The 24,929-nt window shown below is 69.6% G+C and carries 26 protein-coding genes; 11 read left to right on the top strand and 15 right to left on the bottom strand.

The annotated features are described in order from the left end of the window. Window positions 1-26 precede the first annotated feature (26 nt). Window positions 27-1,439: a M24 family metallopeptidase gene (locus ACFPFQ_RS33605; protein ID WP_379626160.1), complete on the top strand. Its 1,413-nt coding sequence runs from the start codon at window positions 27-29 to the stop codon at window positions 1,437-1,439. 46 nt (window positions 1,440-1,485) lie between these two features. After that, window positions 1,486-2,151, top strand: coding sequence for a GntR family transcriptional regulator (locus ACFPFQ_RS33610; protein WP_379626162.1), 666 nt, complete (start codon window positions 1,486-1,488; stop codon window positions 2,149-2,151). 54 nt (window positions 2,152-2,205) lie between these two features. Here ACFPFQ_RS33610 and ACFPFQ_RS33615 read toward each other — a convergent pair whose 3' ends face one another. Then, window positions 2,206-3,414, bottom strand: a complete 1,209-nt coding sequence (locus ACFPFQ_RS33615) for an acyl-CoA dehydrogenase family protein (protein WP_379626164.1) — start codon at window positions 3,412-3,414, stop codon at window positions 2,206-2,208. Window positions 3,415-3,565: 151 nt separating this feature from the next. Continuing rightward, complete coding sequence (locus tag ACFPFQ_RS33620) at window positions 3,566-4,873, bottom strand: cytochrome P450 (protein WP_379626166.1); 1,308 nt, start codon at window positions 4,871-4,873, stop codon at window positions 3,566-3,568. A gap of 370 nt (window positions 4,874-5,243) precedes the next feature. On the opposite strand from ACFPFQ_RS33620, the gene ACFPFQ_RS33625 reads away from it, so the two are divergent. Together ACFPFQ_RS33625 and ACFPFQ_RS33630 are read left to right on the top strand one after the other, a co-directional pair. After that, window positions 5,244-6,251 (top strand): AraC family transcriptional regulator, encoded by a 1,008-nt coding sequence (locus ACFPFQ_RS33625; RefSeq protein WP_379626168.1) that lies wholly within the window; start codon window positions 5,244-5,246, stop codon window positions 6,249-6,251. Between the two features lie 71 nt (window positions 6,252-6,322). After that, on the top strand, window positions 6,323-7,306 hold the full coding sequence (locus ACFPFQ_RS33630; protein WP_379626170.1) for an AraC family transcriptional regulator: 984 nt from the start codon (window positions 6,323-6,325) through the stop codon (window positions 7,304-7,306). Between the two features lie 2 nt (window positions 7,307-7,308). Here ACFPFQ_RS33630 and ACFPFQ_RS33635 read toward each other — a convergent pair whose 3' ends face one another. The 3 genes from ACFPFQ_RS33635 to ACFPFQ_RS33645 form a co-directional block, all read right to left on the bottom strand. Beyond that, window positions 7,309-8,166, bottom strand: coding sequence for a dioxygenase (locus ACFPFQ_RS33635; RefSeq protein ID WP_379626172.1), 858 nt, complete (start codon window positions 8,164-8,166; stop codon window positions 7,309-7,311). A gap of 9 nt (window positions 8,167-8,175) precedes the next feature. After that, complete coding sequence (locus ACFPFQ_RS33640; RefSeq protein WP_379626174.1) at window positions 8,176-8,475, bottom strand: antibiotic biosynthesis monooxygenase family protein; 300 nt, start codon at window positions 8,473-8,475, stop codon at window positions 8,176-8,178. Window positions 8,476-8,615: 140 nt separating this feature from the next. Continuing rightward, on the bottom strand, window positions 8,616-8,885 hold the full coding sequence (locus ACFPFQ_RS33645; RefSeq protein WP_379626176.1) for a hypothetical protein: 270 nt from the start codon (window positions 8,883-8,885) through the stop codon (window positions 8,616-8,618). Between the two features lie 77 nt (window positions 8,886-8,962). Here ACFPFQ_RS33645 and ACFPFQ_RS33650 point away from each other — a divergent pair, with 77 nt between their 5' ends. Continuing rightward, on the top strand, window positions 8,963-9,274 hold the full coding sequence (locus ACFPFQ_RS33650) for a hypothetical protein (protein ID WP_379626178.1): 312 nt from the start codon (window positions 8,963-8,965) through the stop codon (window positions 9,272-9,274). 504 nt (window positions 9,275-9,778) lie between these two features. On the opposite strand, the gene ACFPFQ_RS33655 is transcribed toward ACFPFQ_RS33650, so the two are convergent. The 4 genes from ACFPFQ_RS33655 to ACFPFQ_RS33670 all read right to left on the bottom strand — a co-directional run bounded on the left by ACFPFQ_RS33655 (window position 9,779) and on the right by ACFPFQ_RS33670 (window position 12,025). Further along, a complete protein-coding gene (locus ACFPFQ_RS33655; RefSeq protein ID WP_379626180.1) occupies window positions 9,779-10,036 on the bottom strand; it encodes a hypothetical protein in 258 nt (85 codons plus the stop codon). Between the two features lie 172 nt (window positions 10,037-10,208). Further along, window positions 10,209-10,451 carry a hypothetical protein gene (locus ACFPFQ_RS33660; protein ID WP_379626182.1) on the bottom strand — a complete coding sequence of 81 codons (243 nt, stop codon included), beginning with the start codon at window positions 10,449-10,451 and terminating at the stop codon, window positions 10,209-10,211. Between the two features lie 208 nt (window positions 10,452-10,659). Next, a complete protein-coding gene (locus tag ACFPFQ_RS33665) occupies window positions 10,660-11,133 on the bottom strand; it encodes a hypothetical protein (protein WP_379626184.1) in 474 nt (157 codons plus the stop codon). Further along, on the bottom strand, window positions 11,111-12,025 hold the full coding sequence (locus ACFPFQ_RS33670; protein WP_379626186.1) for a CPBP family intramembrane glutamic endopeptidase: 915 nt from the start codon (window positions 12,023-12,025) through the stop codon (window positions 11,111-11,113). Before ACFPFQ_RS33670 ends, ACFPFQ_RS33665 begins: the two co-directional genes overlap by 23 nt. A 366-nt stretch (window positions 12,026-12,391) precedes the next feature. On the opposite strand from ACFPFQ_RS33670, the gene ACFPFQ_RS33675 reads away from it, so the two are divergent. Further along, window positions 12,392-13,489: a DUF2332 family protein gene (locus ACFPFQ_RS33675; protein WP_379626188.1), complete on the top strand. Its 1,098-nt coding sequence runs from the start codon at window positions 12,392-12,394 to the stop codon at window positions 13,487-13,489. A 3-nt stretch (window positions 13,490-13,492) separates the two neighbouring features. Here ACFPFQ_RS33675 and ACFPFQ_RS33680 read toward each other — a convergent pair whose 3' ends face one another. The 3 genes from ACFPFQ_RS33680 to ACFPFQ_RS33690 are packed head-to-tail and all read right to left on the bottom strand — an operon-like array spanning window position 13,493 to window position 14,578. Then, window positions 13,493-13,882: a Zn-ribbon domain-containing OB-fold protein gene (locus ACFPFQ_RS33680; RefSeq protein ID WP_379626190.1), complete on the bottom strand. Its 390-nt coding sequence runs from the start codon at window positions 13,880-13,882 to the stop codon at window positions 13,493-13,495. After that, window positions 13,879-14,481, bottom strand: coding sequence for a thiolase C-terminal domain-containing protein (locus ACFPFQ_RS33685; RefSeq protein WP_379626191.1), 603 nt, complete (start codon window positions 14,479-14,481; stop codon window positions 13,879-13,881). Before ACFPFQ_RS33685 ends, ACFPFQ_RS33680 begins: the two co-directional genes overlap by 4 nt. Next, on the bottom strand, window positions 14,432-14,578 hold the full coding sequence (locus ACFPFQ_RS33690) for a hypothetical protein (protein WP_379626193.1): 147 nt from the start codon (window positions 14,576-14,578) through the stop codon (window positions 14,432-14,434). The genes ACFPFQ_RS33685 and ACFPFQ_RS33690 overlap by 50 nt, the downstream gene beginning before the upstream one ends. Window positions 14,579-15,108: 530 nt before the next feature. Between ACFPFQ_RS33690 and ACFPFQ_RS33695 the strand changes: the two genes are divergently transcribed. From ACFPFQ_RS33695 to ACFPFQ_RS33705, 3 genes are all read left to right on the top strand, one after another. Continuing rightward, window positions 15,109-15,651 (top strand): LLM class flavin-dependent oxidoreductase, encoded by a 543-nt coding sequence (locus ACFPFQ_RS33695; RefSeq protein ID WP_379626250.1) that lies wholly within the window; start codon window positions 15,109-15,111, stop codon window positions 15,649-15,651. A 114-nt stretch (window positions 15,652-15,765) separates the two neighbouring features. Further along, window positions 15,766-15,888, top strand: coding sequence for a hypothetical protein (locus tag ACFPFQ_RS33700; protein WP_379626195.1), 123 nt, complete (start codon window positions 15,766-15,768; stop codon window positions 15,886-15,888). A 265-nt stretch (window positions 15,889-16,153) separates the two neighbouring features. Next, the gene (locus ACFPFQ_RS33705) at window positions 16,154-17,719 is read left to right on the top strand and encodes a 2OG-Fe(II) oxygenase (protein ID WP_379626197.1); all 1,566 of its coding nucleotides are present in this window, start codon (window positions 16,154-16,156) and stop codon (window positions 17,717-17,719) included. Here the strand turns inward: ACFPFQ_RS33705 and ACFPFQ_RS33710 are convergent. From ACFPFQ_RS33710 to ACFPFQ_RS33720, 3 genes are read right to left on the bottom strand one after another with little or no spacing between them, the layout of a single operon-like run. Next, entirely contained in the window at window positions 17,709-18,704 is a 996-nt protein-coding gene (locus ACFPFQ_RS33710) for an NAD-dependent epimerase/dehydratase family protein (protein ID WP_379626198.1), read from the bottom strand. The genes ACFPFQ_RS33705 and ACFPFQ_RS33710 overlap by 11 nt on opposite strands. A 15-nt stretch (window positions 18,705-18,719) precedes the next feature. Then, window positions 18,720-19,439 (bottom strand): PqqD family protein, encoded by a 720-nt coding sequence (locus ACFPFQ_RS33715; RefSeq protein WP_379626200.1) that lies wholly within the window; start codon window positions 19,437-19,439, stop codon window positions 18,720-18,722. 47 nt (window positions 19,440-19,486) lie between these two features. Then, the gene (locus ACFPFQ_RS33720) at window positions 19,487-20,443 is read right to left on the bottom strand and encodes a hypothetical protein (RefSeq protein ID WP_379626202.1); all 957 of its coding nucleotides are present in this window, start codon (window positions 20,441-20,443) and stop codon (window positions 19,487-19,489) included. 135 nt (window positions 20,444-20,578) lie between these two features. On the opposite strand from ACFPFQ_RS33720, the gene ACFPFQ_RS33725 reads away from it, so the two are divergent. Beyond that, a complete protein-coding gene (locus tag ACFPFQ_RS33725; protein WP_379626204.1) occupies window positions 20,579-22,891 on the top strand; it encodes a hypothetical protein in 2,313 nt (770 codons plus the stop codon). Then, window positions 22,888-24,453: an O-fucosyltransferase family protein gene (locus tag ACFPFQ_RS33730; protein ID WP_379626206.1), complete on the top strand. Its 1,566-nt coding sequence runs from the start codon at window positions 22,888-22,890 to the stop codon at window positions 24,451-24,453. Before ACFPFQ_RS33725 ends, ACFPFQ_RS33730 begins: the two co-directional genes overlap by 4 nt. Window positions 24,454-24,929 lie beyond the last annotated feature (476 nt).

Consider the following 24,929-nt stretch of genomic DNA (forward strand, 5'->3'; position numbering starts at 1 on the left):
GGCTCGACACGACAGGACGTCACATCATGAGCACGAATGGTGCAAGCTCGCGCAGGGTCGAGAGCCTGCTCACCGACTTCGAACCGGATTTCGATTTCGTCGGGGCTCCGCAACTCCCGGAATCGGAGTATGCCGACCGGCTGACCCGGATTCGCCGCGATGCCACCGTGGCCGGACACGATGCGGTCCTCGTCCACAGCAGCCTGGTGGGCTGGTACCACACCTCCAACCCGTTCCTGCGCTACATCTGCGACTGGGCTCGGGAGGGTGTGCTCATCATTCCCACGGATGCCGCGATCGCCCCGCAGCTGGTGTCGTTCTGGACCGAGTCCGCACTGTTGCCGCCGGTGGGCGAACCGCTGCTCGTCGAGGACATCTGGCAGGTGTCACCCTGGGGTCGGGAGAGTGTGGACCGTCCGGGCTCACCCCTGAAGAAGACCGTCGAGGCGGTCGTCGGAATCCTCGAGAAGCTCGGACTCGAGCGCGGCCAGATCGCTCTCACCGGTGACGAGACGGCCAACTCGTGCTGGGCGGGCCTGCGCGAATGTGCACCGGGGGCGAGTCTCGTACCGGATTCCGACATCGTCCTTCGCATGCAGCGCATCCGGTCACCCGCGGAGGTGGCGCTGATCCGGTCGGCCGCGCAGCTGATCGACATCGGTTGCCAGGCCGCCTACCACGCCACCCAGCCGGGCGTGACCGACTACGAGATCTATGCGGCGTTCACGTTCGCCCAGCTGGCCCGCGGCGGGGAGACCGGCGACGGCTACCAGATCGGGTCCAGCAAGTACGGCACGCACTGCGGAAAGCCCTACGGCCACGTCGCCCGCAACGGCGATCTGATCAACCTCTACGTCTCGAACGTCACCTACCACGGCTACTGCGCCCAGTCCGCTCGAATGATCGCGGTCGGTGACATCACGGCCAAGCAGGAGGACGTGCTCGACATGTGCGTCGACGCCGTCGAGCGGGCGGAGCGCCTGATCAAACCCGGTGCGACGTTCAGCTCGCTCCACGACGCCGCGTTCGAGGCCTACGTCGAGCGCGGGTACCTGTCGTCCAAGGACACCCGCACCATGCCGTTCAGCTGGGCAGCACTCGACGACGGTTCCCCACGCCCGATTCCCCGGCAGTACGTCCATGACGAGGACTGGGAGGCCCAGGGGCGCACGATGATGCACGTCTATCCGGCGGTCGCGGGCCCCCACAATCCCAACCTGGGCCATGCCATCGGCATGCCCAAACTGCCTCAGTACAACGTGGCATCCCACAACACGGACCGCATGGAGCCCGGCATGATCTTCGTGCTGCACGCGCAGTGGATCGACCCGATGGTCGCGGGATCCAATGTCGGAAACCTCTATGTGGTCACCGAGGACGGTTTCGAGAATCTCACCCGCCACACCTCGCTCGACACATTCCGGGTCAAGGTGAATTGAGAATCGCAGGCCCAGAAGGCTGCGACCGCTGGGATAACCTGACCGTGTGACCGAAGCCCGAGAGGCCGATGACCAGGGTCCGACCCGGGACGTGATCGCCAACGAGCTGCGCGCGAAGATCATGTCGGGCACGCTGCGGGCCGGTGAGCGGCTGGTCGAGGCCACCGTCGCACAGGAACACGGGGTTTCCCGCGTTCCTGTGCGCGAGGCCCTGCGGCGGCTCGAGGGCGAGGGTTTCGTCACGCTCACGCCGTACCGGGGTGCAACGGTGTCGGAGAACTCGCACCGCGACAGCCTGGAGCTCATGCAGGTGCGCCGCGGGCTCGAGGTGCTCGCGGCCCGCCTGGCCGCCGAGAACCGTGGCGGCACCGTCGCGAACAAGCTGATGAGCGTCGTCGAGCGCGGGAGGCAGGCCGGCAGGCAGGAGCTCCTGCGCGAGTTGCCGGCACTCATCCTGGAGTTCCACCACCTCGTGGTCGAGGCATCCGGCAACCGCAACCTCGAACGCACCCTGGACCGGCTGCTGCAGAGCATCTCGTGGGGCTTCGAGCTCGATCTGGAGCGGCGGATCGACTCCTCGTGGGCCGATCACGCGGCGATCGCCACCGCGATACTGAGCGGCTCCCCCATCCAGGCCGGCTACCTCATGGACGAGCACATCGCCAAGGACGAGCGGCTCTACACCGAGAAGTACGGCATCGTCGGTTCCTGATCCAACGCACCCCTGGCGGGAGCTACCGGGAGGGGCCGACCGGTCGCCGGCGGGTCAGACGTCGAGCGTCAGCGGTTCGTCGGCACCGAGCAGCAGTCGCCCGTACGCCTCCTTGCCGAGCTCCGGCATCACCAGCGCGTGCCGCCCGGCGATCTCGGCATCGCGCCAGATGCGGCTCAACACGTTGGCGTCGGCGAAGGAGGAGGCACCGTTGGCGGTCATCAACCTGTCCAGCCCGTCCTTGACCAGCTCCCCGATGACACCGGTGTCCATGCGCACGCGGGCCCGGGTCAGCCGGTCCAGCTGGACCCCGCCCGCCGCTGCCGCGTCAACGTCCGCGCATGCCCGGCGCATCAGCAGCTCGGCCTGGTCGAACCGGGTCGCCGCCTCCGCGACGCCGATCTGGTGGGTGGGTGAGTTCCGCGCGTTGGTGTAGCAGGTGTACGCGACGTTCTTCTTCGGCAGGGTGGACAGCGTGCGCTCCATGGCGTGGCGGGCGAGGCCGATCTGGGCACCGACGAGCACGAGCGCGGCCACCGGGATGAAGGCCATGTTCGCGTTCTGCTCGTCGCTCTGGCGCGAGGTCCTGAACTCTCCCCCGACCATGTCGATGAAGCGCTGGATCCGGTGGTCGGGCACGAAGTGGTCCTCGACGACGATGGTGTCGCTGCCGGAGCCCTTCATCCCGGCGACGAACCACGTCGGCTCGATCGTCCAGGCGCTCGACGGGATGAGCGCGAGCGCGCGCGGGTCGTCGCCCTCCACACCGATGCCCAGCGTCGCCCAGCTCGCCGCGAACGAGCCCGACGAGTAGGCCCACCTGCCGCTGACCAGGTACCCGCCATCGACGCGTTCCGACTTCAGCGGCGGGGAGAAGATGCCGCACGCCTTCGCCTCGTCGGTGGCGAACATGTCCTGCTGGGCCTCGTCGGAGAACGTGGTCGAGAACCAGGTGCACACGTTGAGCAGTGCGACCGCCCACGCCGTGGAACCGTCGCCGCGGCCGACCTCGGCGACGCACTCCATCATCGTGCGCAGGTTGGTCTCCAGGCCGCCGAGGCGCTGCGGCACCAGCAGCTTGAACAGCCCCGCCGCTTCGAGGGCCTCGACGACCTCGGGGACGACCCGACGCTCCGCCGACGACCGTTCGGCGTGCTCGCGGATCAGCGGTACCAGCGCGGTGGCGCGCGCGATCACCTCGGGATCCGGCTCGACGCCCGCGCCGGTCCTGTTCGTCTGCGGACGATCGAGTGTTCCAGTCATCTCAGAGGTCCTTCGTTCGGTGCTGGATGTTCGGTGCCAGATGTTCGGTGCTGGATGTTGTCGGGGACGCTAGGCCGATCCGGCCCGTCGGCCAGCCGCTTCGAGACCGGCCCGATCCGGAAGGCGAAACGCGACGCTCGTGGAGCGCCCGCTACGCGGGGTTGGCTGTCGGATCCCACTCGACGAGCAGTCGGTCGGGGCCGCGGAAGGACGTGTTGGGCGTGTACACGAACTTCTGGCCGGTGGTCAGCCGCAGGTGCGGCAGCCGTCGGGTCAGCTCCTCGAGGAAGATCCGCATCTCGGCGCGCGCGAGTCGCTCGCCGAGGCAGAGGTGCCGCCCGAACCCGAAGGCCAGGTGCTTGATCGCGTTGCCCCGGGTGATGTCGAAGTCCGCAGGCTCCGGGAAGACGGACTCGTCGTGGTTGGCCGAGCCGGTCACCGCCAGCACCTTGGACCCGGCCGGGATCTCCACCCCGCCGATGACCACGTCCTTGACCACCTCGCGGCGCCAGGCGATCACCGACGAGCTGTAGCGCAGGATCTCCTCGACGGCGCCTCCCGCCAGCGAGGGGTCCGCACACAGCGCGTCCCACTGGTCCCGATGTTCCAGCAGCGCTCGCAGGCCGTTCGCCGTGGCGTTGGTGGTGGTCTCGTGGCCGGCGAAGAGGAAGTTCATCATCGTCGTCGTCAGGTAGTTCTCGTCGAACAGTTCCTCGTTGCCGGGGGTGCGCCACACCTTGATGAGCTCGCTGATGTAGTCGTCGGTCGGTTCCTGCAGCCGGCGCTGCACGTGCTCCTTGGCGTAGGTCCAGTACCGGCCCATGCCGTTCGCGAGCTGCTGCTGCTCGTCGTCGGAGGGGTAGCCCCATGTGAAGAGCGCCAGTCGGTTGGAGAACGTCTTGGCCCGCTCGACGTCCTCGTCGGGAACCCCCATGAGCGCGAAAGCGACGAGCGCGGGGATCTCGTAGGCGAAATCGGCGACGAGATCGGCGTGGCCGCGTTCCACGAACTGGTCGATGGCGGTGTTGGCGAGCACCCGGATGCGGGGAAGCACCGCCTCGATCCGGCGCGGGCTGACGAGTGCGTCACGGATGTGCTGGCGCCGCTGGGTGTGCACCGGCGGGTCCTCGTTGACCAGGCTCGGACCCATCACCATCTGGGCCTTGACCAGCTCGTCGATGGCAGCGGGGCACAGCTCCTTCAACGGCGTGATCGAGATGGCCGCCGAGAACGTGGCGGTGTCCCGGAAGACCTGCCGGACGTCGTGGTAGCCGCTCACCACCCAGTAGCCGAGCGACGGGCTGTAGAAGACCGGCTCCTCCCGACGCGCGACCTCCCAGAAGGCGTACGGATCCTGGAGGTAGGGGTCGGTGAAGGGATCGAACGTCTCGGCGAGGTGACTGACCGGGCACCGGGGCCCGGTGGTCACGGTGGGCTCCTCGCTGAGCGATGACGACATGGGGATCTCCTCGGTTGACGACACGACGGCTGCGCCCGGGACGAGTTCGCGGCGGGTCCGGAACGTGGCGATCCCGGTCACGACAAGCGGAAGGTAGGAGGACCGGCACGTGCCGGAGAGCCAGATCACGTCGGACGTGGCCCCTTCACGAACTCCCGGTGCAGGTAGCGCGACCGAGCAGCCGCAAAGCGAAACGCGGTGGCCGGTTCGCGCAACCGGTCGTCCGCGCACGCGCTCGCGCCCGGCCCGCTGCTTGACACCGCAGAACGGCCCGCATCACCATTCCCTGCAGGCAGCACCACATCCGATGTGCGCACAGGAGCGCCCCGACATGGCAGAGCGCACTACGCCGGCGGCACGGGATGAGCCGATGTCCGAAGCCACCGTGCCGGGCGGCCTGGGTTTCGAGCGGGTGCTGGTCAACCACGAGGTCTGCCGGTCCGGCCCGCTCGATGTCATCCGCGACAGCCTGCGCAGCTACTTCTACCCGGCCCGGGTGGAGACGCTGGACCGGGGCGCGAGCCTAAGCTCGGCGCTCCTGACCGCGGCCCGGTTGAAGCACGTGACGATCGGCTTCCTCCGTTTCGGCTCCGCGGCGATGGTGGATCCGGGGGCACTGGGCGCCTACCACGTCAACATCGCGCTCTCGGGTCGGGTCGCCTCCGAGTGCGGGGGGCGACAGACGGTGGCCCGGGTCGGGAGCGGTGCGGTCTTCACCCCGCGCGAGCACACGGTGCTGCCCTGGTGGAGCGCCGACTCGTCCCAGGTGTGCATCAAGATCTCGAAGTCCGCGGTGGAGAGCGAGCTCGCGGCACTGCTGGGCCATCCGGTGGCGACCGACGTCCGCTTCGAACTGGCCCTCGATCTGACCACTGCCGCGGCCGCCGGCTGGCTCGGCGTCGTCCGGCTGCTCATCGAGGAGGTCGAGCGGCCCGATGGCCTGCTGGAACGGTCGGCAACGCATCGCGACCACCTGGAGAAGCTGCTCATCAGCGGTCTGCTCCACGTGCAGAACCACGACCACCTCGACGCGCTGCTGCGTCCCCAACCACCTGCCAGACCCCGCACCGTGAAGCGGATCATCGACCTCATCGAGGCGAACCCGCAGGTCAACTACACGTTGTCAGAGCTTGCCGGCCACGCCGGAGTCGGGGCCCGTCGACTCCAGCTCGCCTTCCGGGAGACGCTGCACACCACACCGACCGCCTACCTGCGCACGGTGAAGCTCGACCGCGCTCGGGCCGAGCTGCTCGCCGGTGAGGACACGGTGATGGCGATCGCGTACCGCTGGGGTTTCAACCACCCGGGCCGGTTCGCGACGATGTACCGGCACGCGTACGGAGAATCTCCGTCCGAGACGGCGCGCCACGGCCGATGACGATCGAGCGCGTGTCGCCGGGTGCCGGCCGGGAGCCCCCTGTACTGGGTGGCGCCATGTTGGGTGGCGCCATGTTGGGTGGCGCTGTGCTGGGCGGCTTCGAGTTGTGCCGGGCGGTCCGGTTCGACGCGTTCCGTGACAGCCTCAACGGCGTCTTCTACCCGGCGCTGGTCGAGCCGACCGGACACGACGGCATCCTCCAGCAGTCGCTGCTCAGCGCCACCAGCCTGACGCACCTGACGTTGGGCTTCGTGCGGTTCGGCACCGAGACGCGGCTGGATCCCGGCGCGTTGGGGGCCTACCACGTGAACGTCGCGCTCTCGGGCAGCGTCGAGTCGCACTGCGGCCAGCAGCACGTCATCGCCCGACCCGGCATGGCGGCGGTGTTCACCCCTCAGGAGCACACGTTCCTCGCTCGCTGGGGAGCGGACGCAGGCCAGCTCTGCATCAAGATCAACCGCCGCTCGCTGGAGAGCGAGCTGGAGACCATGATCGGTCGGCCGATCTCGTCATGGGTCAGGTTCGCACTCGGGTTCGACCTGACCGCCCCGGCCGGGCGCAGCTGGCTGTCACTGGTGCGGCTGCTGTTGTCCGAACTGGACAGCGAGGACAGCCTGGTGCGGAGTTCGGCGGTCCATCGTGAGCAGCTCGAGCGGCTGGTGATCAGCTCCCTGCTGCGAGCACAGCCGAACGACTTCTTCGAGGCCCTCCACGAGGAGGCACCGCCGGCGCGCTCGCGCACCGTCAAGCGGGTCGTCGACGCGATCGATGCCGCGCCGGAGCAGCCATGGGCGCTGGCAGCGATGGCCGATGTCGCCGGAGTCGGCGGCCGTCGACTGCAACAGGGCTTCCGCGAGCAGATGGGCATGTCGCCGCTGGCCTACCTGCGGACCGTGCGTCTGGAACGGGTGCACCGCGACCTCGTCGCCGGGGCCGGATCGGTGACCGACATCGCGATGCGCTGGGGGTTCACGCACCTGAGCCGGTTCGCTGATGCCTATCGGGAGCGGTTCGGGCAGGCTCCCTCGGAGACACTGCGCGGGAACCGCGGCTGAGATCAGGCCCGCTTCGTCAGGACGATGTCGAACCGGGCGTGCACGAACGGCGCCTCGACCCCGAAGCGAGCGGCCAGTTCGGCGTCGGTGGACTCGGCGAAATCGACGAGCAGCCCCTTCTTGACCGCGAAGACGGCATCGGAGTCGATGTGGGCGCCGCCCGCGACGAAGGCGTGCGTGGTGACGTCCTCATGGCCGTCGGCGGACGCGAGGAAGTGCACGTGTGCGGGCCGGAAGGGATGCCGGTGGGTGGCGTCGAGCAGTTGCCCCACCGGCCCGTCCGTCGGGATCGGGTAGTGACAGGGGACGACGGTGCGAAACCAGAACCGGCCCTGCTCGTCGGTCCGGAACAACCCGCGGCCGTTCCCGGCCGGCTGGACGTCGGGTTGCTGGACGTCGTAGAAGCCGTCCTCGGTGCATTGCCAGACGTCGACGGTGGCACCCGCCAGCGGTTCACCGCCCACGCCGAGCACCGTGCCGGAGACCACGCAGAGCCGGCTGCCGCCGAGCAGGTCGATGGAGTCACCGAGTGATCGCTTCGGGGACCCGGTCATGTGGAAGGGGCCGAGCACCGTGCCCTCGGTGCCGCCCTCGTGCCCGTTGAGCGTCTCGACGAGCATCGAGACCCCGAGCACGTCGGAGAGCAGGATGAACTCCTGCCGTGTGTCCGAGCACCACTGCCCGACCTCCGTGAGGAACCCGATCGCCGCGTTCCACTCGGCGATCGACGGCGCGGCCTCGCGGACGAAGTCGTGCAGGTACCGCGTCAGCATCTGCATGATCTCGCGCAGCCGGGGATCCGGCGTCGCGGCGAAGCTCTGCTCGACGGCAGGGGTCGCGGTGTCGATCGTGAAGTCCACAGCGGCCGCCTAAGCCGTGACCGGGTCGGCGGCGAAGTGCCGCACCTCGGGTGGGCCGTCGAAGAAATGAGCGACGTGAGCGGCGAACTCCCGCCCGGCCGGGCTCGCCGGGAACACGTCGAGGTGATCCTCGAGCCGCTCCCACGTCACCCGCAACAGGTAGGCGCCGGGCTGCTCGACGTCGCGGAACAGCGCTGTCCCCCGGCATCCGGCCGCATCGGCGAGAACGTGCTCGGCCGTGGCGAACGCGGCCTCGAAATCGGCCTCCTTCCCCACCACCACGGTGATGTACGCCTGCTCGACGACCATGTCACTCCTTCGCTCGGATCCCGATCACGGTAGGTCCGCAACTGCATGCCCACGATCCGGATCGCGTACCGGCGATCCGCTGAGCGCAGCGCAGTCCGGCTGGGTTCGCGGTCCGAGTCGCTTGACACGCGGTGCGACGCTCACGAGCCTGGCTCCTGATGAAGGGCGAACTCGTCACCCAGGTGCTGCCGTACGACGGTGGTCGGTCCGTCACGGTGTACGTGCCGCCGGATCGACCGGAGGCGATCGTCTTCGCCGGTGATGGTCAGTTGATCGCGCCGTGGGGCGAGGACCTCGACGACGCCGATGTGCCCTCGACGATGGTGGTCGGCACGCACCGGTTGGACGACGCGATGCGTCGGCTGCATGAGTACACACCCGTCTTCGACGAAGCACGTTTCGCCGAGCACGAAGCGTTCTTCGTCGACGACGTACGCCGATGGGTGCGATCGCGGTTCGGCGTCGCACTTCCGGCGAACGCACGGCTGTGTGCGGCGTATCAGCGAGCGGCGAGCTGTCCCTCGCCGTCGGCCTGCGCCATCCCGGCGTCTACGGCGCTGTCTTCTCCGCATCCCCGGGCGCTGGGTTCACACCTCCCGCGGTGCTGCCGACCGGGTTGCCCCGCGTCTACCTCGTCGCCGGTACGCAGGAGCCGTTCTTCCTGGCGAACGCGACGGTGTGGGCGGACGCGCTGCGCGAGGCCCGTGCGGATGTCGTGCTGCACGAACGGTCGGGAGATCATGGCGACCCGTTCTGGCAGGAGGAGTTCACGCGGATGGCGGCGTGGGCCTTCGGCTGACGCGCGGGTCCACCGATCGGCCGACGCCTGGCTCATCCCCGCGATGGCCCCCGGTCCCGACCACCCCGACCACCGTCGTCGTCCACCGCGGCGGCAACGGCATCCCGGCCCACCACATCATCCCGGTGACGCCCGTGAGCCCCGTCAAGCCGGTCGTGCCGGTCACGCCCGTCACCCCGGTCACACCATCACCCCGGTCGGGCCCAGCGCCGCGATCACGACGCTGCAGACCGAGCTCGGCCAGCTCAACTACTACGAAGCCCCCGTCACCGGGATCATGAACGCCCAGACCACCCAGGCCATCACCTACCTGCGACGCCCACCTGCCCCAGACCGGCACGATGAACGCCGCGCGGCTGGCAACAACCAGTCGTTGATCTCACCCGGCTGGAGTAGACGACCTGGGACTACGCGGGCAGCAGAGGCACGGTCGACCGCCGCAGATGCACGGTGGGACGCGAGTTCATGGACAAGTCCATGGACAGATGATCTCTCGCATTGTCCCTACCGGCGTGGTGAGCGAACTCGCCGCACGAGGTCGCTGATCGCCGTCTCATCGAGCTCGGGTGGCTGCTCGTCGTCGCCGCAGCAGGGCGGCTTCGTCCGGGGCTGCGCCGGGCGGGGGACACCGGCGAGTTCGTACAGCATCCCGTACACGTCCGCGGCGGCGTCCCCGTCGGCGTGCGGGCCGATCAGCAGTACCCAGGCTTCGTCGCCGGAGAACGCGACGACGACCCGATCGTTGCCGCGCAGATGCCTCACGCACAGGTTCGGAAGGGGATCGTCGCCGGTGAGCCGGTAGCCGAGCGCGGCACATCCGTTCAGGGAGAGCTCTTACTCGAACTCGCCGTAGGCCTTCCGCCGTGGCCCGCGAAGGCCGGCGATCTGCCGATCAGCCACCCGGGTGGACCTGACGATGTAGGGCACCGGGCGACTATGGCGAAGGCTTCGCCACCCGCGTGGTTCCCTCGCCGCGGCGCATCTGTTCCAGCGATTCGGCCAGGTCGTCGTGCTCGAGCCAGGTGGCGTCGACGAGCCTGCGGTGGACCTCGTCGAGCAGGCCGGTGGTCCGACCGGCGACGCGCAGGTCCGCCAGCAGGTGCAGGACCTCGTGCACCCTTCTGGCGTCGAGTATCGGAAGCCACAAGCTCTCCGCGACCGCTGCTTCAACGACCACCCATCGACCCCGCCCCGACTGCGCGGTACCAGCAGCACCCCGGAACGCCCCCGTTCCGGCAGCCACGGTCTGGCGATATACACCGCCACTATCTCGCTCTAACCAGCGCGTATTCGATCTGACGCGAACGCACCACGGTCTTCTCACTGCGCGATCCCCGATCCCCGATCCCCGATCCCCGACCCTCGCCCCGCCAGCGCACGCGACCTCACTCCAGCACGTAGCCGCCCGGGCCGTCGGTGACGGCCCGATGCTTGCAGCTGCCCATGCGTGGCGGCTTCTGCAGGGGACCCGAGCTCGCGTCGGACCAGCGGGCCCAGTCCTCCCACCATGATCCGTTGCGGCGCTCGGCGGCGCTGAGCCACGCCTGCCCGCTCGGCGGGAGCGTTGACTCCGTCTCGGTCACCATGTGCCACGCCTTCGGTCCGGGTGGGCTCACGATGCCGGCAATGTGACCGCCATTGCCCAGCACGAACCGCACCGGCCCGCTGACCAGCCCGACCGACTTGTACGCGGCCTCCCACGGCACGATGTGGTCATTGATCGCGCTCACGACGTAGGTGGGCGCCTTGATCGCGCCGAGGTCGATCGTCCGGCCCGCGATCTCCAGGTCACCGGTGGCCAGATGGGCAGCTGAGAGTTCCCCGCTGGGGCGTGAATCAGGTGGATACCGCCGCGGCACGGAAGGGTTCGTCCGGCCGGAGGTTGCCGTAGCTCAGGCGGCCCCGGGTCGCGACGACGACGATCAGCGCCAACACCCCGAAGCCGACCAGTTCCGGCAGGAGCCCGTACTCGTCCAGGAGCGGGGCAGGGAACAGGGGGCCCACGACCTTGTTGGCGAACGTGTTGAACGACGCGTGCATCAGCATCGTGATGAGCAAGCTGCCGTTCACGTTGTTGTACACCCACGCCATCACCACGGTCAGGGCGGTGATCATGACGACGAACATGACCATGTTGGGGATGGTGAGCGGTGTCCACACCCCACTCCAGAAAAGCGGGAAGTGCCACAAGGCCCACAGCACGCCGAGGGTGGCTGCTCCGGCCAGCGGGCCCAGCCGCGACTGCAGGCGGGGCAGGGCGAAACCGCGCCAGCCCGGCTCTTCCCCGAGCGGCCCACCGAGGAGGAATGTCGATGCGAAAGCGGCGGGATAGGACAGGACCATCGCCATCGGCAGCGACTGGTAGAACCCTGCGACTCCCGGCAGGACGATCGCGCCGAACACCTCACTGGCCGGGATGACCAGCAGGACGAACAGGTACCACCGGAGTTTCACCCGCCACTGCACATACCGGCGCAGCAAGCGGCGCACGCCTGCCCGCCCGTCGATGACGCCCGTCATGACGAATGCCGACAGCGTCGGACCGGTGAAGGTCGCGGCGGCGATCGTCAGCCCCTGCACAGGCACGGGAAGGGTGAACGGCAGGATTCCGGTCCCGGTTTGGGAAAGGATGACCGGCGCCTCGACGAGCCATGAGCCGGCGGCAGCGATCAGGAAGAAGAACAACAGCGGATGCCGGGCCAGTACGCCTTTGTGGGCAGTATCCGGCCCGACAGTCTCGGATGGCGACATGCCGAGACTCCTTTCTCGGGGCGATCAGCGTAGGCATCCGCCGGCGACCCGAACCCGCTATGTCATCCCATCGTGTTCCGGAGTACCGGGAGATCAGGGTGCGACGCGTTGCAGGTGCTCGCAGATCAACGTCACCGTCTCGTAGATGACCGGGTTGCCTCCCGGAGCAGGGTGCAGGTGTCGGCGGCGCCCGGCGTCGCGAGGTTCGCCCTGCTGCACAATCGGCCAGATGATCGATCGTCCCCGGAACCGGTCGGACGGGCCCCCTGCGACCCTGCGTGAGAACGGATCTTTGTCGAGCCGAGCCGCTAAGATCAGCGTCCGGCGAGCGAGGGCGGGAGCATGACGGGAACGCAACGGTCGGTCGTGGCAGAGCAGGCTCGGGCGGTCGCCGACGCGTGGTCTCCCCCCGATGCCCCGGAGAGCTGGTGGCTCACGGCCGCCACGTTCGCGGCGATCGCCGAGGAGGACGCGTTGCTGGACCTCGCCGCCGCGATCCCACCCGACCGGCTGCCGCCGCTGCTGCTCGCGGCAGCGGTGGGGTTCCTCGCTCCCGGCACGGACCTTGCCCGCCACTACCCGCAGCCCGGTGGCCCGCAGCCGCCGCGGGATCCCGCTTTCGGGGCGGAGGTCGCCGCTTTCGCCCGCGACCATCATCTCGACCTCGCGGAGCTGTGCGCGGCACACCGCTACCAGATGAACGAGGTGGGCCGCTCGGCCGACGTGCTCCCGGCGCTGGCGCTCATCGCGGCCGACGACGACCGCCCGCTCGCCGTGGTGGACCTCGGTACCGGGGCGGGCCTCGGGCTGCACCTCGATCGCTATCACTACACGTACCGGGCGACGGACGGCTCATCGAGCAGCGTCGGCGACCCGACCGCACCGGTGCGCCTCGAGTGCACCGTGCGCTCGGGCGCGCCGCCGGTACCGGCGCGGATCCCCGTGATAGCCGACCGCGTCGGCGTCGACGTCGAACCGCTCGACCTGACCGATCCGCAAGTGCTGGCCTGGCTCGCGGCATGCGTGCCGCCCGAGGCGGGCGCTGTCACCCGGTTCGCCGCTGCCTCTGCGCTGGCCCGCGCGATGCCGGCCCGCACGGTGCAGGGCAATCTCCTCGATGTGCTGCCCGACGTGATCGCCTCCGTTCCGGCCGACGCGTTGGTGTGCCTGGTCGACACCTACGTCCACGTCTTCCTACCGCCCGCCGAGCTGCAGCGGTTCGACAGCCTGCTCACCGGTCTCGGCCGCGATCTGGAGTGGGTGTCGGTCGACCCCCTCGTGCCGCTGGGACCCGAGGCGCGGGCCACCGTGCAGGGGCTCGAGGTTCCGGACGCGTGGGTACGCGAGAACCGCGACGGCGGCGTGGCCGGAGTCATCGGGCGCGTCAGCGTGCGCGACGGTGAGCGGAGGGGCACGGTGCTCGGTCGGGCCCACCCCGGCGCGGCCTGGCTGGAATGGCAGTAGCAGTCATGCTCCGTCGAGGGTGAACCGGACCAGCGGCCAGGTTCCGTCGAACACCGCCCGGACCCGATCGCCGGGGCGGAGCGCGCCGGGACCGTGCTGGCTCGCGATCAGCTGCGGGCCCTCGTCGAGGCGCACCACCAGCACCACGTACGGCGCTGGTCGGGCCGGGTGCGCCGGGCGATGGACGGTCGCCGCCGCCACGACGATGCCATGGCCCGACGCCGCGGTCCAGACCAGGGCGATGTGGCCGTGCGGGCAGGTCTCGCACTGAGGATGCAGCCATACCCCGCAGTGTGGGCAGCGCGCCAGCACGAGCATGTTGCGTGCGGCGGCCGCCCAGAACGCGTCGGTGTGAGCGGTCGGTCCAGGAGCGATCCGGGCCTCGTCGCTCATGGCGGTCCGTCAGCGACGAGCAGCGCCGCCGACGAGACGGCAGGCCCGGTGAGGAGCGCGTTGCGGCAGCCGGGCTGCTGGTTGCCGGCCGTTCCCCGCAGCTGTCGCACGAGCTCGACCAGCGTGTTCATGCCCTGCACGTAGGCCTCGGCGAGCATCCCGCCCGAGGGGTTGCACACGACGTCGGGCGCGAGCGCCCAGCGCGCACCGGCACCGTGCGCGCACAGCCCGACGGACTCCGCGTCCAGCACGACGCTGAACGAGGTGCTGTCGTGGGTACCGAGCAGTTGCAGGTCGGCGACGGTCAGCCCGGCGGTCGCGAGCAATGCGGTGACGGCGCCTGCGGGCGGTCGGGGCGGGAGCACCCCGCGCAGGAACAGGTGCTCGTAGCCCGGGTCGACCCACTGCGCAGCGGCGGCGATCCGGACCCGGAGTGGGGCCGCGGGCAGCGCGGCACCCGTCGTGACGACGACGGCGCACGCCCCGTCGCTGTCGAGGCAGAGATCCGCGCGCCGCAGCGGCCCGGCGATGCGCGGGCTGCGCCGGTGATCAGCCGCGTTGCCGGACGGCGACGGCGCACAGCCCGGCCTCGAGCTCATCGACATCGCCGTCGCGGCCCAGCCAGGCCTGCGCCATCAGCGCGAACGCGTGTACCGGGACGAGCAGCCCGTGCGGACCGGAGAACTCGCCGCCCACGACGCCCGGCTCGCCCGCCGGTTCCGGCAGGGCGTTCAGTCATCCTGCGCGAAGACCCCACCGGCGGTGGAGCCGGCGCGTGATCGTCGTCGACACAGGCCCGACCGTGGCCCTGCTCAACGACCGCGACGATCACCACGAAGGCTGCCGGGACCTCCTGGCCAACCATCCCGGACCGCTGTTGGTCCCGTCGACCGCGTCGCCGAGCTCGTCGCCACCTACGCCGATCTGCCACTCGGAACGGTCGACGAGTCCGTCATCGCCCTCGCAGAACGGCTCAAGCTGCCCGCAGTGGCAACCCTGGACCACCGTCACTTCAGCATCGTCCGATCACGACACGTGCCGTCGCTCGTACTGCTGCCCTAGCCGAGACGAGCACGCAGCTCCACCACTGCTCAGCGCGAACAGCCTCACGCCGATCGCCGGCATCCCTGGACTCGTGTCCACGACGTGTCACGCGCCCATCTACTGCGCAGTGAGCCGGACGGGCGCTGGTAGGAGCCCCCACGCCCCGATGCTGCTCCACCCAGATCCGGCGACCTTTCACGAGTCCGACGGCGTCCGAGCCGTGTTCACCCGGGAACTCGCCCGCCGGCCTCCACTTCTCGGCCAAGCACGTCGACTTCAACTTCGCCACGGTCGACACCCTGGAGAACGGTGCCGCGTACGCCACCAGGGTCCGCGAGCTCGCCGCCACCGCATACCAGCGGCAGATCGGCATCCTCACCTACGCCTTCGTGATCTGCCGCGACACCGAAGCCGAGGCACAAGCCGTCCGGGACCGCATCCTCGAGGCGGGCGACCGGGAGGGCGCGAACAACCTGATGTCCGTCCTCGGCCTGCAGAGCCAGTCCTTCGGCACCCAGCTGCGACAGTTCCAGGAGCGCTTCGTCCTCGGCTACGGCGGCTACCCCATCATCGGGACACCCGAGCAGGTCGCCGACGAGCTCGCCGGCCTGTCGAAGGCGGGTATGGACGGGGTCATCCTGGGCTTCCTGGACTACGAGCACGAACTCGCGCAGTTCGGGGCCCAGGTCATGCCCCTGCTGGTGCAGGCAGGCGTGCGGTCCTGATCCGCATCCGGTGGCCGCGGCGATCCACACCGTGCCGACCAGCGGGCGGATGTGCTCATCGACGTAGCCGACGTGGGTGTCCCAGGTGCTGCGCTCCCATGTGCTCATCCACAGATGCTGGTCGGGCTGGCGCTGGCCGAAGGCTTCTCCGTCGGGCTCATCTCGCGTGACCAGGAGCACCTCGACGCCCTCGCCCACGTCTCGTGCCGAGCCCGGAACCGGGCGATCGTGGCGTGATCGGGCCGGTGCCCACCGGTGAATCACCCGGAAGGCCACGTCCCGCACACAGCGGCGCTCCAGCTCCCGGGAATCGGGGGTGTGTCGAGGACGGGCGTCACGGGCCACCTCGGAAGGCGACGAGCCGGCGGCGCCTCCCTGCCGCGCCCATTTCATCGGCTTGCAGCCGAGCCTCGCTGCGCGAAACAACCGCAACAAACGCGTCGGAGGCGGAGGGTTCGACCTCGACACTCGTACGCGTCACGACGTCGGTCATAATCCGTGGATGGTGACGACGCAGACCGAGGTCCCGCAGTCGCTGGGGGTGGGCTACGGCGTCGGGGTGCAGATCGTCGACCGCACCGGTCTCGGGCTTGCCGGTCAGGTGCGGGCAGCGCTAGCACCGGAGCTCACCGTCAGTGGGTCAACGGCCGCGGCGGTGGTGACGTACGCCGTCTCCGTCGTCGACGAGACTGCCCCCGAGTACGTGGTCACGGTCGAGGGGCTCGACGTCTACGCCACCAACGTGCCCGAGGCGCTCGTCGACTGGTTGGCGCGCGACATCGACACAGCTGTTGCCCGCGGCTGTGCCGACATGACATTCGTGCACGGCGGTGTAGTCGGCTGGCGGGGGCTGGCCATCGTCATTCCGGGCCGGGAGGCGGGAGCCATCTCGCACCTGGTCGCCGAGCTGGTGCGGCGCGGAGCAGTCTACTACTCCGACCGTTTCGCCGTGCTCGATCGGCAAGGCCGGATCCATCCCTACCGCGTGCCGCTGGAGATCGACGGCGTACGCCAGCGAGACCTCCGCCTGATACAGAACGACGTCATCGCGGAGCCGCTACCGCTCGGGATGGTCCTGGCCTGCGGTGGACCGCCGGCTGACGTGTGGCGGCCCTCGGTCCGGTCGGGTCGGCGCAGCGCTCTGCCGCTGGTCGACGCCATGGTAGGGCCCCGAGACGACACGCGGCTGACCAACGTGGTGGCGGTCGTCGAGCCCACGCTGGTCACCCTGCAGGGACCATGGCCGGACCCCGTGGGCGCCGCCGCCCACCTGCTCGACCTCGTCGACGAGGCCCACGTCAGCTACGCGGTCCATGCGCTCACCGGCGAGGCCGGCGGCATTACCGACCATCTCGCAGGCGCCGCCCGAACACGCCTGCACAGCGAACCCGCCCGGCCTACCACGCCGTTCCGCCGGCTCATCGCAACGCCGTACGTGCAGCTGTCCGACTTCCTCCCGAGCGCCGATCGGGATCAGCTGCTCGAGCACGCGCTCCGGTGGGAGGCGGAATTCGCCGAGTCCGGTGTCGTCGGGACGACGGGCAAGAACAACGTCGACCACGAGGCCAGGAAGTCGCGCACGCTGCCGCCTGGGCGGTTCGAGGAAGTCTGGAACCTGTTCGAGGGACCGCTGCGGGGCGTCCTCGCCTACGCCCGCAAGGAGCTGGGCATCGACTGGTTCCCCCTTGGCAAGCTGGAACGTCAGCTCACCGCGCACGGCCCGGGAGGGTTCTTCGTCCCGCATGTGGACACCGGGCACCCGGTCGCGGCGACGCGGCGGATCTCGTGCGTCTACTACTTCCACCCGAGGCCGCGCCGCTACCGCGGCGGAGAGCTGCGGCTCTACGACACCTGGGACACACCGACCGGCACGACGGGGGCGGCCTCCTGGACGACGGTGACGCCGGAGGACAACAGCCTCGTCCTGTTCCCGTCGACCGCCTTCCATGAGGTGCGGCCGGTGCATACGGAGTCGGACGCTTTCGCCGACAGCCGCTTCGCGGTCACGATGTGGTTCCACGAGGGCGAGCGGCCGGAGCCAGCGTCGTCGGATGGGCTCACGCCGTGACCCGGGCGCGCTCGCGCGCGTGGATCCGGTCGTGGATCCAGCGGTAGGTCTGCTCCATGCCCTCGACGAGCGGGATCTCCGGCGCCCATCCCAGTTCCTGCCGGATCAGCGTGTTGTCGCTACTGCGGCCGCGCACCCCGACCGGGGCGTCGAGGCGGTAGTGCCGGCGTAGCCGGACTCCGGCGATCTCCTCGACGATGTCGACGAGGTCGTTGATCGAGACGAGCTCGGCGCTGCCGACATTCACGGGGGTCGAGACGTCGCCGTCCATGAGTCGCCGGATGCCCTCGACGCCGTCGTCGACGAACATGAAGCTGCGGGTCTGTTCCCCGTCGCCCCAGATCTCGATGTCCCGCTCACCGCGCATCGCTGCGATGACCACCTTCCGGCAGATCGCGGCCGGGGCCTTCTCCCGACCGCCATCGTAGGTGGAGAGTGGTCCGTAGACGTTGTGAAGGCGCGCCACGCGGGTCGCCAGCCCGAAGTCTTCCGTGAAGTGTCGGCACAGGCGCTCGCTGAACAGCTTCTCCCAGCCGTACCCGTCCTCGGGCTGCGCCGGATAGGCATCGGACTCCCGCAGCGGGGTCACGGCCGCGACCGACTGCTTCCCTGCCGCGTAGACGCACGCCGACGATGCGAAGAAGTACCGCTCGACGCCCTGGTCCCGCGCCGCCAGCAACATGTGGGTGTTGATCAGGACGGAGAGCGAGCACTCGGCGCGGTGGGTCTCGATGAACCCCATGCCGCCCATGTCTGCGGCAAGGTTGAAGACCTGCCGGGCACCGCGCGCCGCCGCCGCGCAGGCCTCCCGTTCCCGCAGGTCGAGGCGAACGTTCTCGACGTCAGCGAACCGCTGCCACCATTCGTCGAGCGGTTTGATGTCCACCGCGCGGACCCGTGCCCCTCGCCGGCGGAGATCGGCGATGAGGTGGCCCCCGATGAAGCCACCCCCGCCGGTCACGACGACGAGATCGTCACCGAGCATCGACGACAACCCGGCTCACAGGAAGGTCGGCGTCGGTGTGGGCGTCGGCGTGGGCGTCGGGGTCGGCGTCGGCGTGGGCGTCGGGGTCGGCGTGGGCGTGGGCGTGGGCGTCGGGGTCGGCGTCGGCGTGGGCGTCGGGGTCGGCGTCGGCGTGGGCGTGGGCGTCGGGGTCGGCGTGGGGGTCGGCGTGGGCGTCGGGGTCGGCGTCGGGGTCGGGGTCGGCGTCGGCGTCGGGGTCGGAGTCGGCGTCGGGCAGTGGGGGTCGGGGTGCGTCGGGTGCTCGGGGTGCGTCGGGTGCTCGGGGTGCGTCGGGTGCTCGGGGTGCGTCGGCGGCTGCGGCTGGGGGCCGTGGCCCGGCGACGCCTGGGCTACGGCGCGCCAGTCCAGGAGCTCGACGATGGGCAGCATCGCGACTGCCGCGCCCGAGATGGCCAGGACCCGGATCACCGACCGACGGTTGACGACTCGCGGGCTCTGCGGCGTCTCGAGGACGATCAGTCCGGAGTCGGCGAGCTCGGTGAGCGCGAGATCGACGATCGACTCGTCGGCCGGGAGCCCAGTCCGGCGACGGATCTCGGCGGCCATGTCCGACTTTGAGTGGGCGCCATCGCACAGCTCGTACACCGCTGCCGCGCTCTGGTTGAGCGCGTGGGCTTGGGACGACTCCGGCCGGATCGCGAGGAGCTCGTCGGCGGCACGCTCCAAGCGCACCCCGTGGACACGCCGTGCTGTCATGTCACTCTCCAGTCGACGCCGTGCTGTGGGCCGCGGGCATCATACGCTCATTCACCGATCCCGATATCGAACTGCAGGCGGTCATCACGCGTCAACCAGGGGGCGTCGTTGTTGTCGACGAAGTCGACCGTGATCTCCTCCATCCCGTCGACCCCATAGATGTGCCGCCGGTCCAGCACCGGGCTGAGCACGCGCGCGGTCGGCGAGAGCAACCCCGCCCACCAGCTGAACGACGAGTTGGCCCGGAAGATGGTGCGCGCGAAATACAGCTTGAGGAAGTCGTCGAGCCAATCGAAGACGATGCCCGGGACATACTCCGAGCCGACGGGGTAGCTCCACCCGGCCTGGTAGCGCACCGGCCGCCCGACGTGCCACCGGCCCGTGTGGTCGTCGGACACCCACAGGACCTCGTCGGGTGAGAAGCCGAACTTCTCGAAGGCCGCGAGGTAGGACTCCTTCGCCACCACCGAATACCCCTGAGGGTGGGTGCGGTTGTACTCCGGGTTCGCGATGTCGTCACGCCGCAGGTGGGCGACGTCGTAGAGGCCCTGCATCTCGGAGTAGCGCTGGTAGCAGCGCAGGCTCTGCACCTCGTCGCTGAATGCGCAAAGCGACTGCAAGTGCTGGCGCGAGAGCCCGGCGTAGACCGCGGGGTTGAAGGCGCACCCGTTGCCGTGGCACCAGTCGTGGCCACGCCCTTCGTACGGCTGCGGCACCGACTCGACGTCGACCAGCTCGGCGCCGGGCAGGCGGGTGCGGACCACGGCCATGCGCGCGTCGTTGCCGGCCGGGCCGTCATCAGCTGGACCCGCCAGCGCGCGCCGGATCTCCTCGTCGGGCACGACGGTGTGTGGTTGCGGTGCGAACAGCCGCGTGCCCTCCCACTCCGACGGCAACCAGTACTCGGCGCCGGTACGCCGGGCGTAGGTGGCGCCGTAGGCGTACTGCAGGAGGCGGTTACCGAACCGGCCCTGCCAGCGCAGCTGAAGGAGGGTGTCGCTCACGCCGGCTGGTCCCACCCCTCGTGCATGTCGCGGAATGCCCGACACGGCGAGCGCGGACGCTAGCGGATCGTGGCGTGCCTGGCTAGCGTCTGCGACCACCGAAGGTCGGATCCGGTGCGCCCGAGAGGATCTGTAGTGGCTCCGTTGGAACGCTGGTACGACACCATCGTCGCCGCCCCTCCCCGACTCGGAGCGTGGCTCGACGATCGCCGACCCGCGCTGCGTGACCCGTGGGGTGGCCCGCTCAACGGTCAACCGAAGCGGCAGCAGATCGTCCGGGACCTGCACGCGGCGATCGGGTTCGAGCACGTCGTCGAGACGGGCACCCACCGCGGGTCCAGCACCGCGTTCTTCGCCGTGGTCTGCGGAGTCCCGGTTTCCACCGTAGAGCTCATCCCCCGGCTGGCCGCCTACTGCCGACGTCGCTTGGCCGTGCACGCAGAGGTGGCGGTCACCTGCGGGGACTCCCGCCGTTTCCTCCGGGACCTGGCCGCCCGGCCGCAGGCGCGGCAGGAGACGGCGCTGTTCTACCTCGACGCCCACGGCGACGACGACCTGCCGCTGGCCGAGGAACTGGAGATCATCGCCGAGAGCTGGGCCAACGCCGTAGTCATGATCGACGACTTCGAAGTCCCCACGGATCCCGGGTACGGCTACGACAACCACGGCCCGGGCAAGGCACTGACCCTCGCCTATCTGCCGCGGCTGCCGGGGTGGCGGACCTTCTTCCCGGCCGCGAGTGCCGCGGAGGAGGCGGGCGCCCGGCGGGGTTGCGTCGTACTCGCCTCCCCCTCGCTGGGCGGCGTCGTCGAGACCGTTCCCTCGCTGGTCCGCGGCCCGGACGACCGCGGGGCCGCCCCGGCAGGCGAGGTCGCCGTCACCTACGACAACTCGAACTCCGATGGCGTCGGGTCGCAGCTGCAGCGGATCTTCGGGTTATGGGCCCTCTCGCGCGACCTCGGCATCAGGTACGTGCACACGCCGCTCGGCCGGGTCGGATACCAGGGCCTCATGCCGCTGCTCGAGGGGCACCTCGAACCCGACTTCGTTGACCGGTTCAACGCGTTCTTCACCCTGCCCTCCGACGAATTCGACCGGGAGCGCTGCGAGGTCGTCACGATCCATGGCCCGACGCCCCACGACATCGAGCAGCTGCGGGAACGGGCCGCCGCGACCGGACGGCCGGTGCTGGTGTCGGCATGCCATCCCTTCAACTACACCGACCACGTGCCGGAGGCCTGCTCCCGCATCCGCGTCGTCAGCCCCTACCGCCATCACCGCCCCACCGGGCCGATTCGCGTGTGCGTACACCTGCGGCGCGGCGACAACAGCTTCACCGGCCGCCACGACCGTGACGAGCGCCTGCAGCCCAACGCCTACTACCTGCAGGTCCTCGCCACGCTGACCGACGAGCTGGCCCGGCAGGGCCTGCCGTTCGTGATCCGCATCCACACCGAGGTGCCACCGCACGCAGTCACCCTGCAGCCCGGCGCTGAGGGCATCTACTTCCGCCTCGACGAACCGGGCACTGTCGATCCGGCCGAGATCGCGCTCGAGGAGTTCGCGGCGGTGCCGAACGTCGAGGTCGTGGCCAACGTCGACCCGAAGGAGGTGCTCGACGACTTCGCCACCGCCGACATCCTGGTGCTGTCGCGGTCCTCACTTGGCTACTTCGCCGGCCAGCTCAACCCGCATGGCGTGATCGTCTACTCCGAATGGTGGCACCCGCCGCTGCCGGGCTGGCTGGTCGCGACCCAGGACGGGGGCCTGGACCGCGTCGCGCTCGCTGCTCGGCTGGCGCAGCTGGCGCGAGGCCGCAGGAGGATCCGACGCGCCGATGCTAGCGTGCGCGCGGTGAACCAGGAGCTGCGCGACCGCGGTTACGTCGCCTGCAAAGGCCTGCTCGAACCATCGCTCGCACGAGTGCTCTGGACGACGCTGCTGCTCAACCAGTGGCGCGGTGAGGCCTTCCGCGACAACCACGTCCCGACCGCGGCCAGCGTCGCCGGGTCGGCGACGACCGACGCGCTACTGCTGGACCTGCGGCCGCGGATCGAGGAGATTTCCGGCTGCCACCTCGTGCCCACCTACAGCTACGCCCGCCTCTACTTCCGCGGCGACGGCCTGATCCGCCACCGTGACCGTCAGGCCTGCGAGATCAGCGTCTCCATCCATCTCGGCAGAGTCGGCGGCGACGGCAGCCTCTGCTTCGGCGCCGACGACCGCGTCGACATGGACGAAGGCGACGGCGCGGTCTACCTCGGCTGCGCCACCGACCACTGGCGGGCACCGTTCGCCGGCTACACGATGGGCCAGGTCTTCCTGCACTACGTCGACCGGGACGGTCCCTATGCCCAGCAAGCCTTCGACGGGCGCCCCGAACGCTTCCCCACATCGCTCGTCACCGACCTGACCGCCCCCACGCACACGGCACCCGCACGACCGTGACCGACGCCCGGCGGCTGTTCTTCCCCGGCTACTACTCCGGGTACAGCAACAACAGGATGTCGCTGGACATCGCTGTCGTGCTGGCCCACCTCACCGGCCGCGTGCTGGTTCCCTACCGCTTCCGCATGCCGCGCCGGCACCCGATCGATCCCGACGACGACCGGGTTCTCGCGCCGATGGTGGTTCCGGACCTGTTCGACCTGCCCGTCGCGTCGTCCGACGAGCACCTGCTCAAGACCTGGGTCTCCGTACCCGACGTCGCCCGTTGGGACTGGGAGCCGATCTACGAGTCCGTGATCTGCGACGGCCCCGTTCCACCCCGCGACGATGCCCAGTTCGCCGCCTTCCGCAACGGGCGCAGCCACGTCCACACGATCGGATCCATCGCGACCGATGACCGAGACCTCCACATCACCACGGAGGCCCTCGGCAACTACTCGACGTCCTTCTACCTCGAAGACGAGCGTCGCCACGAGGTCGCCGACCTCATGCGGCAAGTCCGTCCGAAGCAGGCCTACCGCGACGCCGCCGATCGGATCACCGCCCGACTCGGCACCTACAACGCCATCCACCTGCGCCGCGGCGACTTCCTGACCAACGAGCTCTCCCGACGCGGCATCTCCCGCGCCGCAACAACCCACGGGTGGGAGGTCGTTGGCAACCTCGCCACCCACATGGACCGCGACACACCACTGGTGATCTGCACCGATGGCACGGCCGGCGAGGAGATCTTCGGCCCGATCCAGCGTCACTTCCGCCACTCGGTCTTCCTCGACCAGCACCTGCGCGAGGACGCCGCGGCCCGCGACTGCGTGAGCAACCTCCCGCAGCGCGGCGAGGCGGTCGACGCGCTGCTCACCCAACTCGTCGCCACCAAGGCCCACACGTTTGCCGGCACCTTCTTCAGCACCTTCACCGGCTTGATCCACCGCATGCGGGGCTTCGTCGACCCGCACGCCGAGGCCCTCTACTGCTACGACGACTTCCAGTCGCCACTCGTCCGATTCGACCACGGCGCGTTCCTACCCGTCGACGACGGACCCTTCACCTGGAACCAGGTGCGCTACCCCGTCTCGCCCGACGCCTACTCCTGGATGCGCGAATGGCCCGAGGCGTGGCGGCCGGAACAGCCTGCCGCCGGCGTCGCGCCCTGTCCCGACGCGACGCTGAACCTGCCCGCTGACAGCGCGACCCTGCACGGACGAGCACTGCGCTGCGTCGAGGACATCGACGGCCAGCAGGTGCTCATCGACTGGACCGACCCGGCCGATCACCCGTCCTGGGACATGGACGTCGAGGACCGCGGACACTACGAGGTCGAAATCCGATACGCATGCCCCCGAGAATCAGCCGGGAGCGCCTACACCGTTGGCTCCGGCCGAGGTGACGAACTGCTCGCAACCGTGCACGACACCGGCGCCTGGACTAGCTCGTCACCATGGCTTCCGCTGGGGCGGATCGCACTCCCGCCCGGTTCCACGACCCTGTCCGTGCGGGCACACGACCTGCGCGGGCCGGCGGTCATGAACCTCAGCGGTCTGCGGCTACGACCGGTGACTTGAGCCGCCGGCCACAGCCACACAGTCCGAATCCCCACCGACCCGATCGCGCCCAGCCGATCACCCCAGGTCCAGCCAGCTGTGACACGCCCACATGACGACGATCGCTCCGCTCGCTCGGATCTCGACCAGCCTCGCTTACGCCAGAAGACCGGCGCGGCTCGCGCCGCCGACGCTCTGCCGACCAGCCTAGGAGCGTGTCATGAAGGAGGTCCTCGAACTCTTCAGATACCTCATAATCGCTGGTAGCTCGTGGTGGGGCGGGTGGGGTTCGAACCCACGACCTGACGGCTCTCGCGTCCGCTGCTCCGGGGGGCTCACCGGTGATCACCGAGCATCTGTTATCGCAGGTCAGGATGCTCAACGGCAATCAGTGGCCCTATCGGCGATCGCAACGATCAGAACGTAATCGTAGGGATGAGCGCGGGGATTCTCGTGGGCATGATCACCTAGCCCGGATCTTTCGTCCCATAGTGCTG

Source organism: Pseudonocardia sp. GCM10023141, from assembly GCF_042653605.1.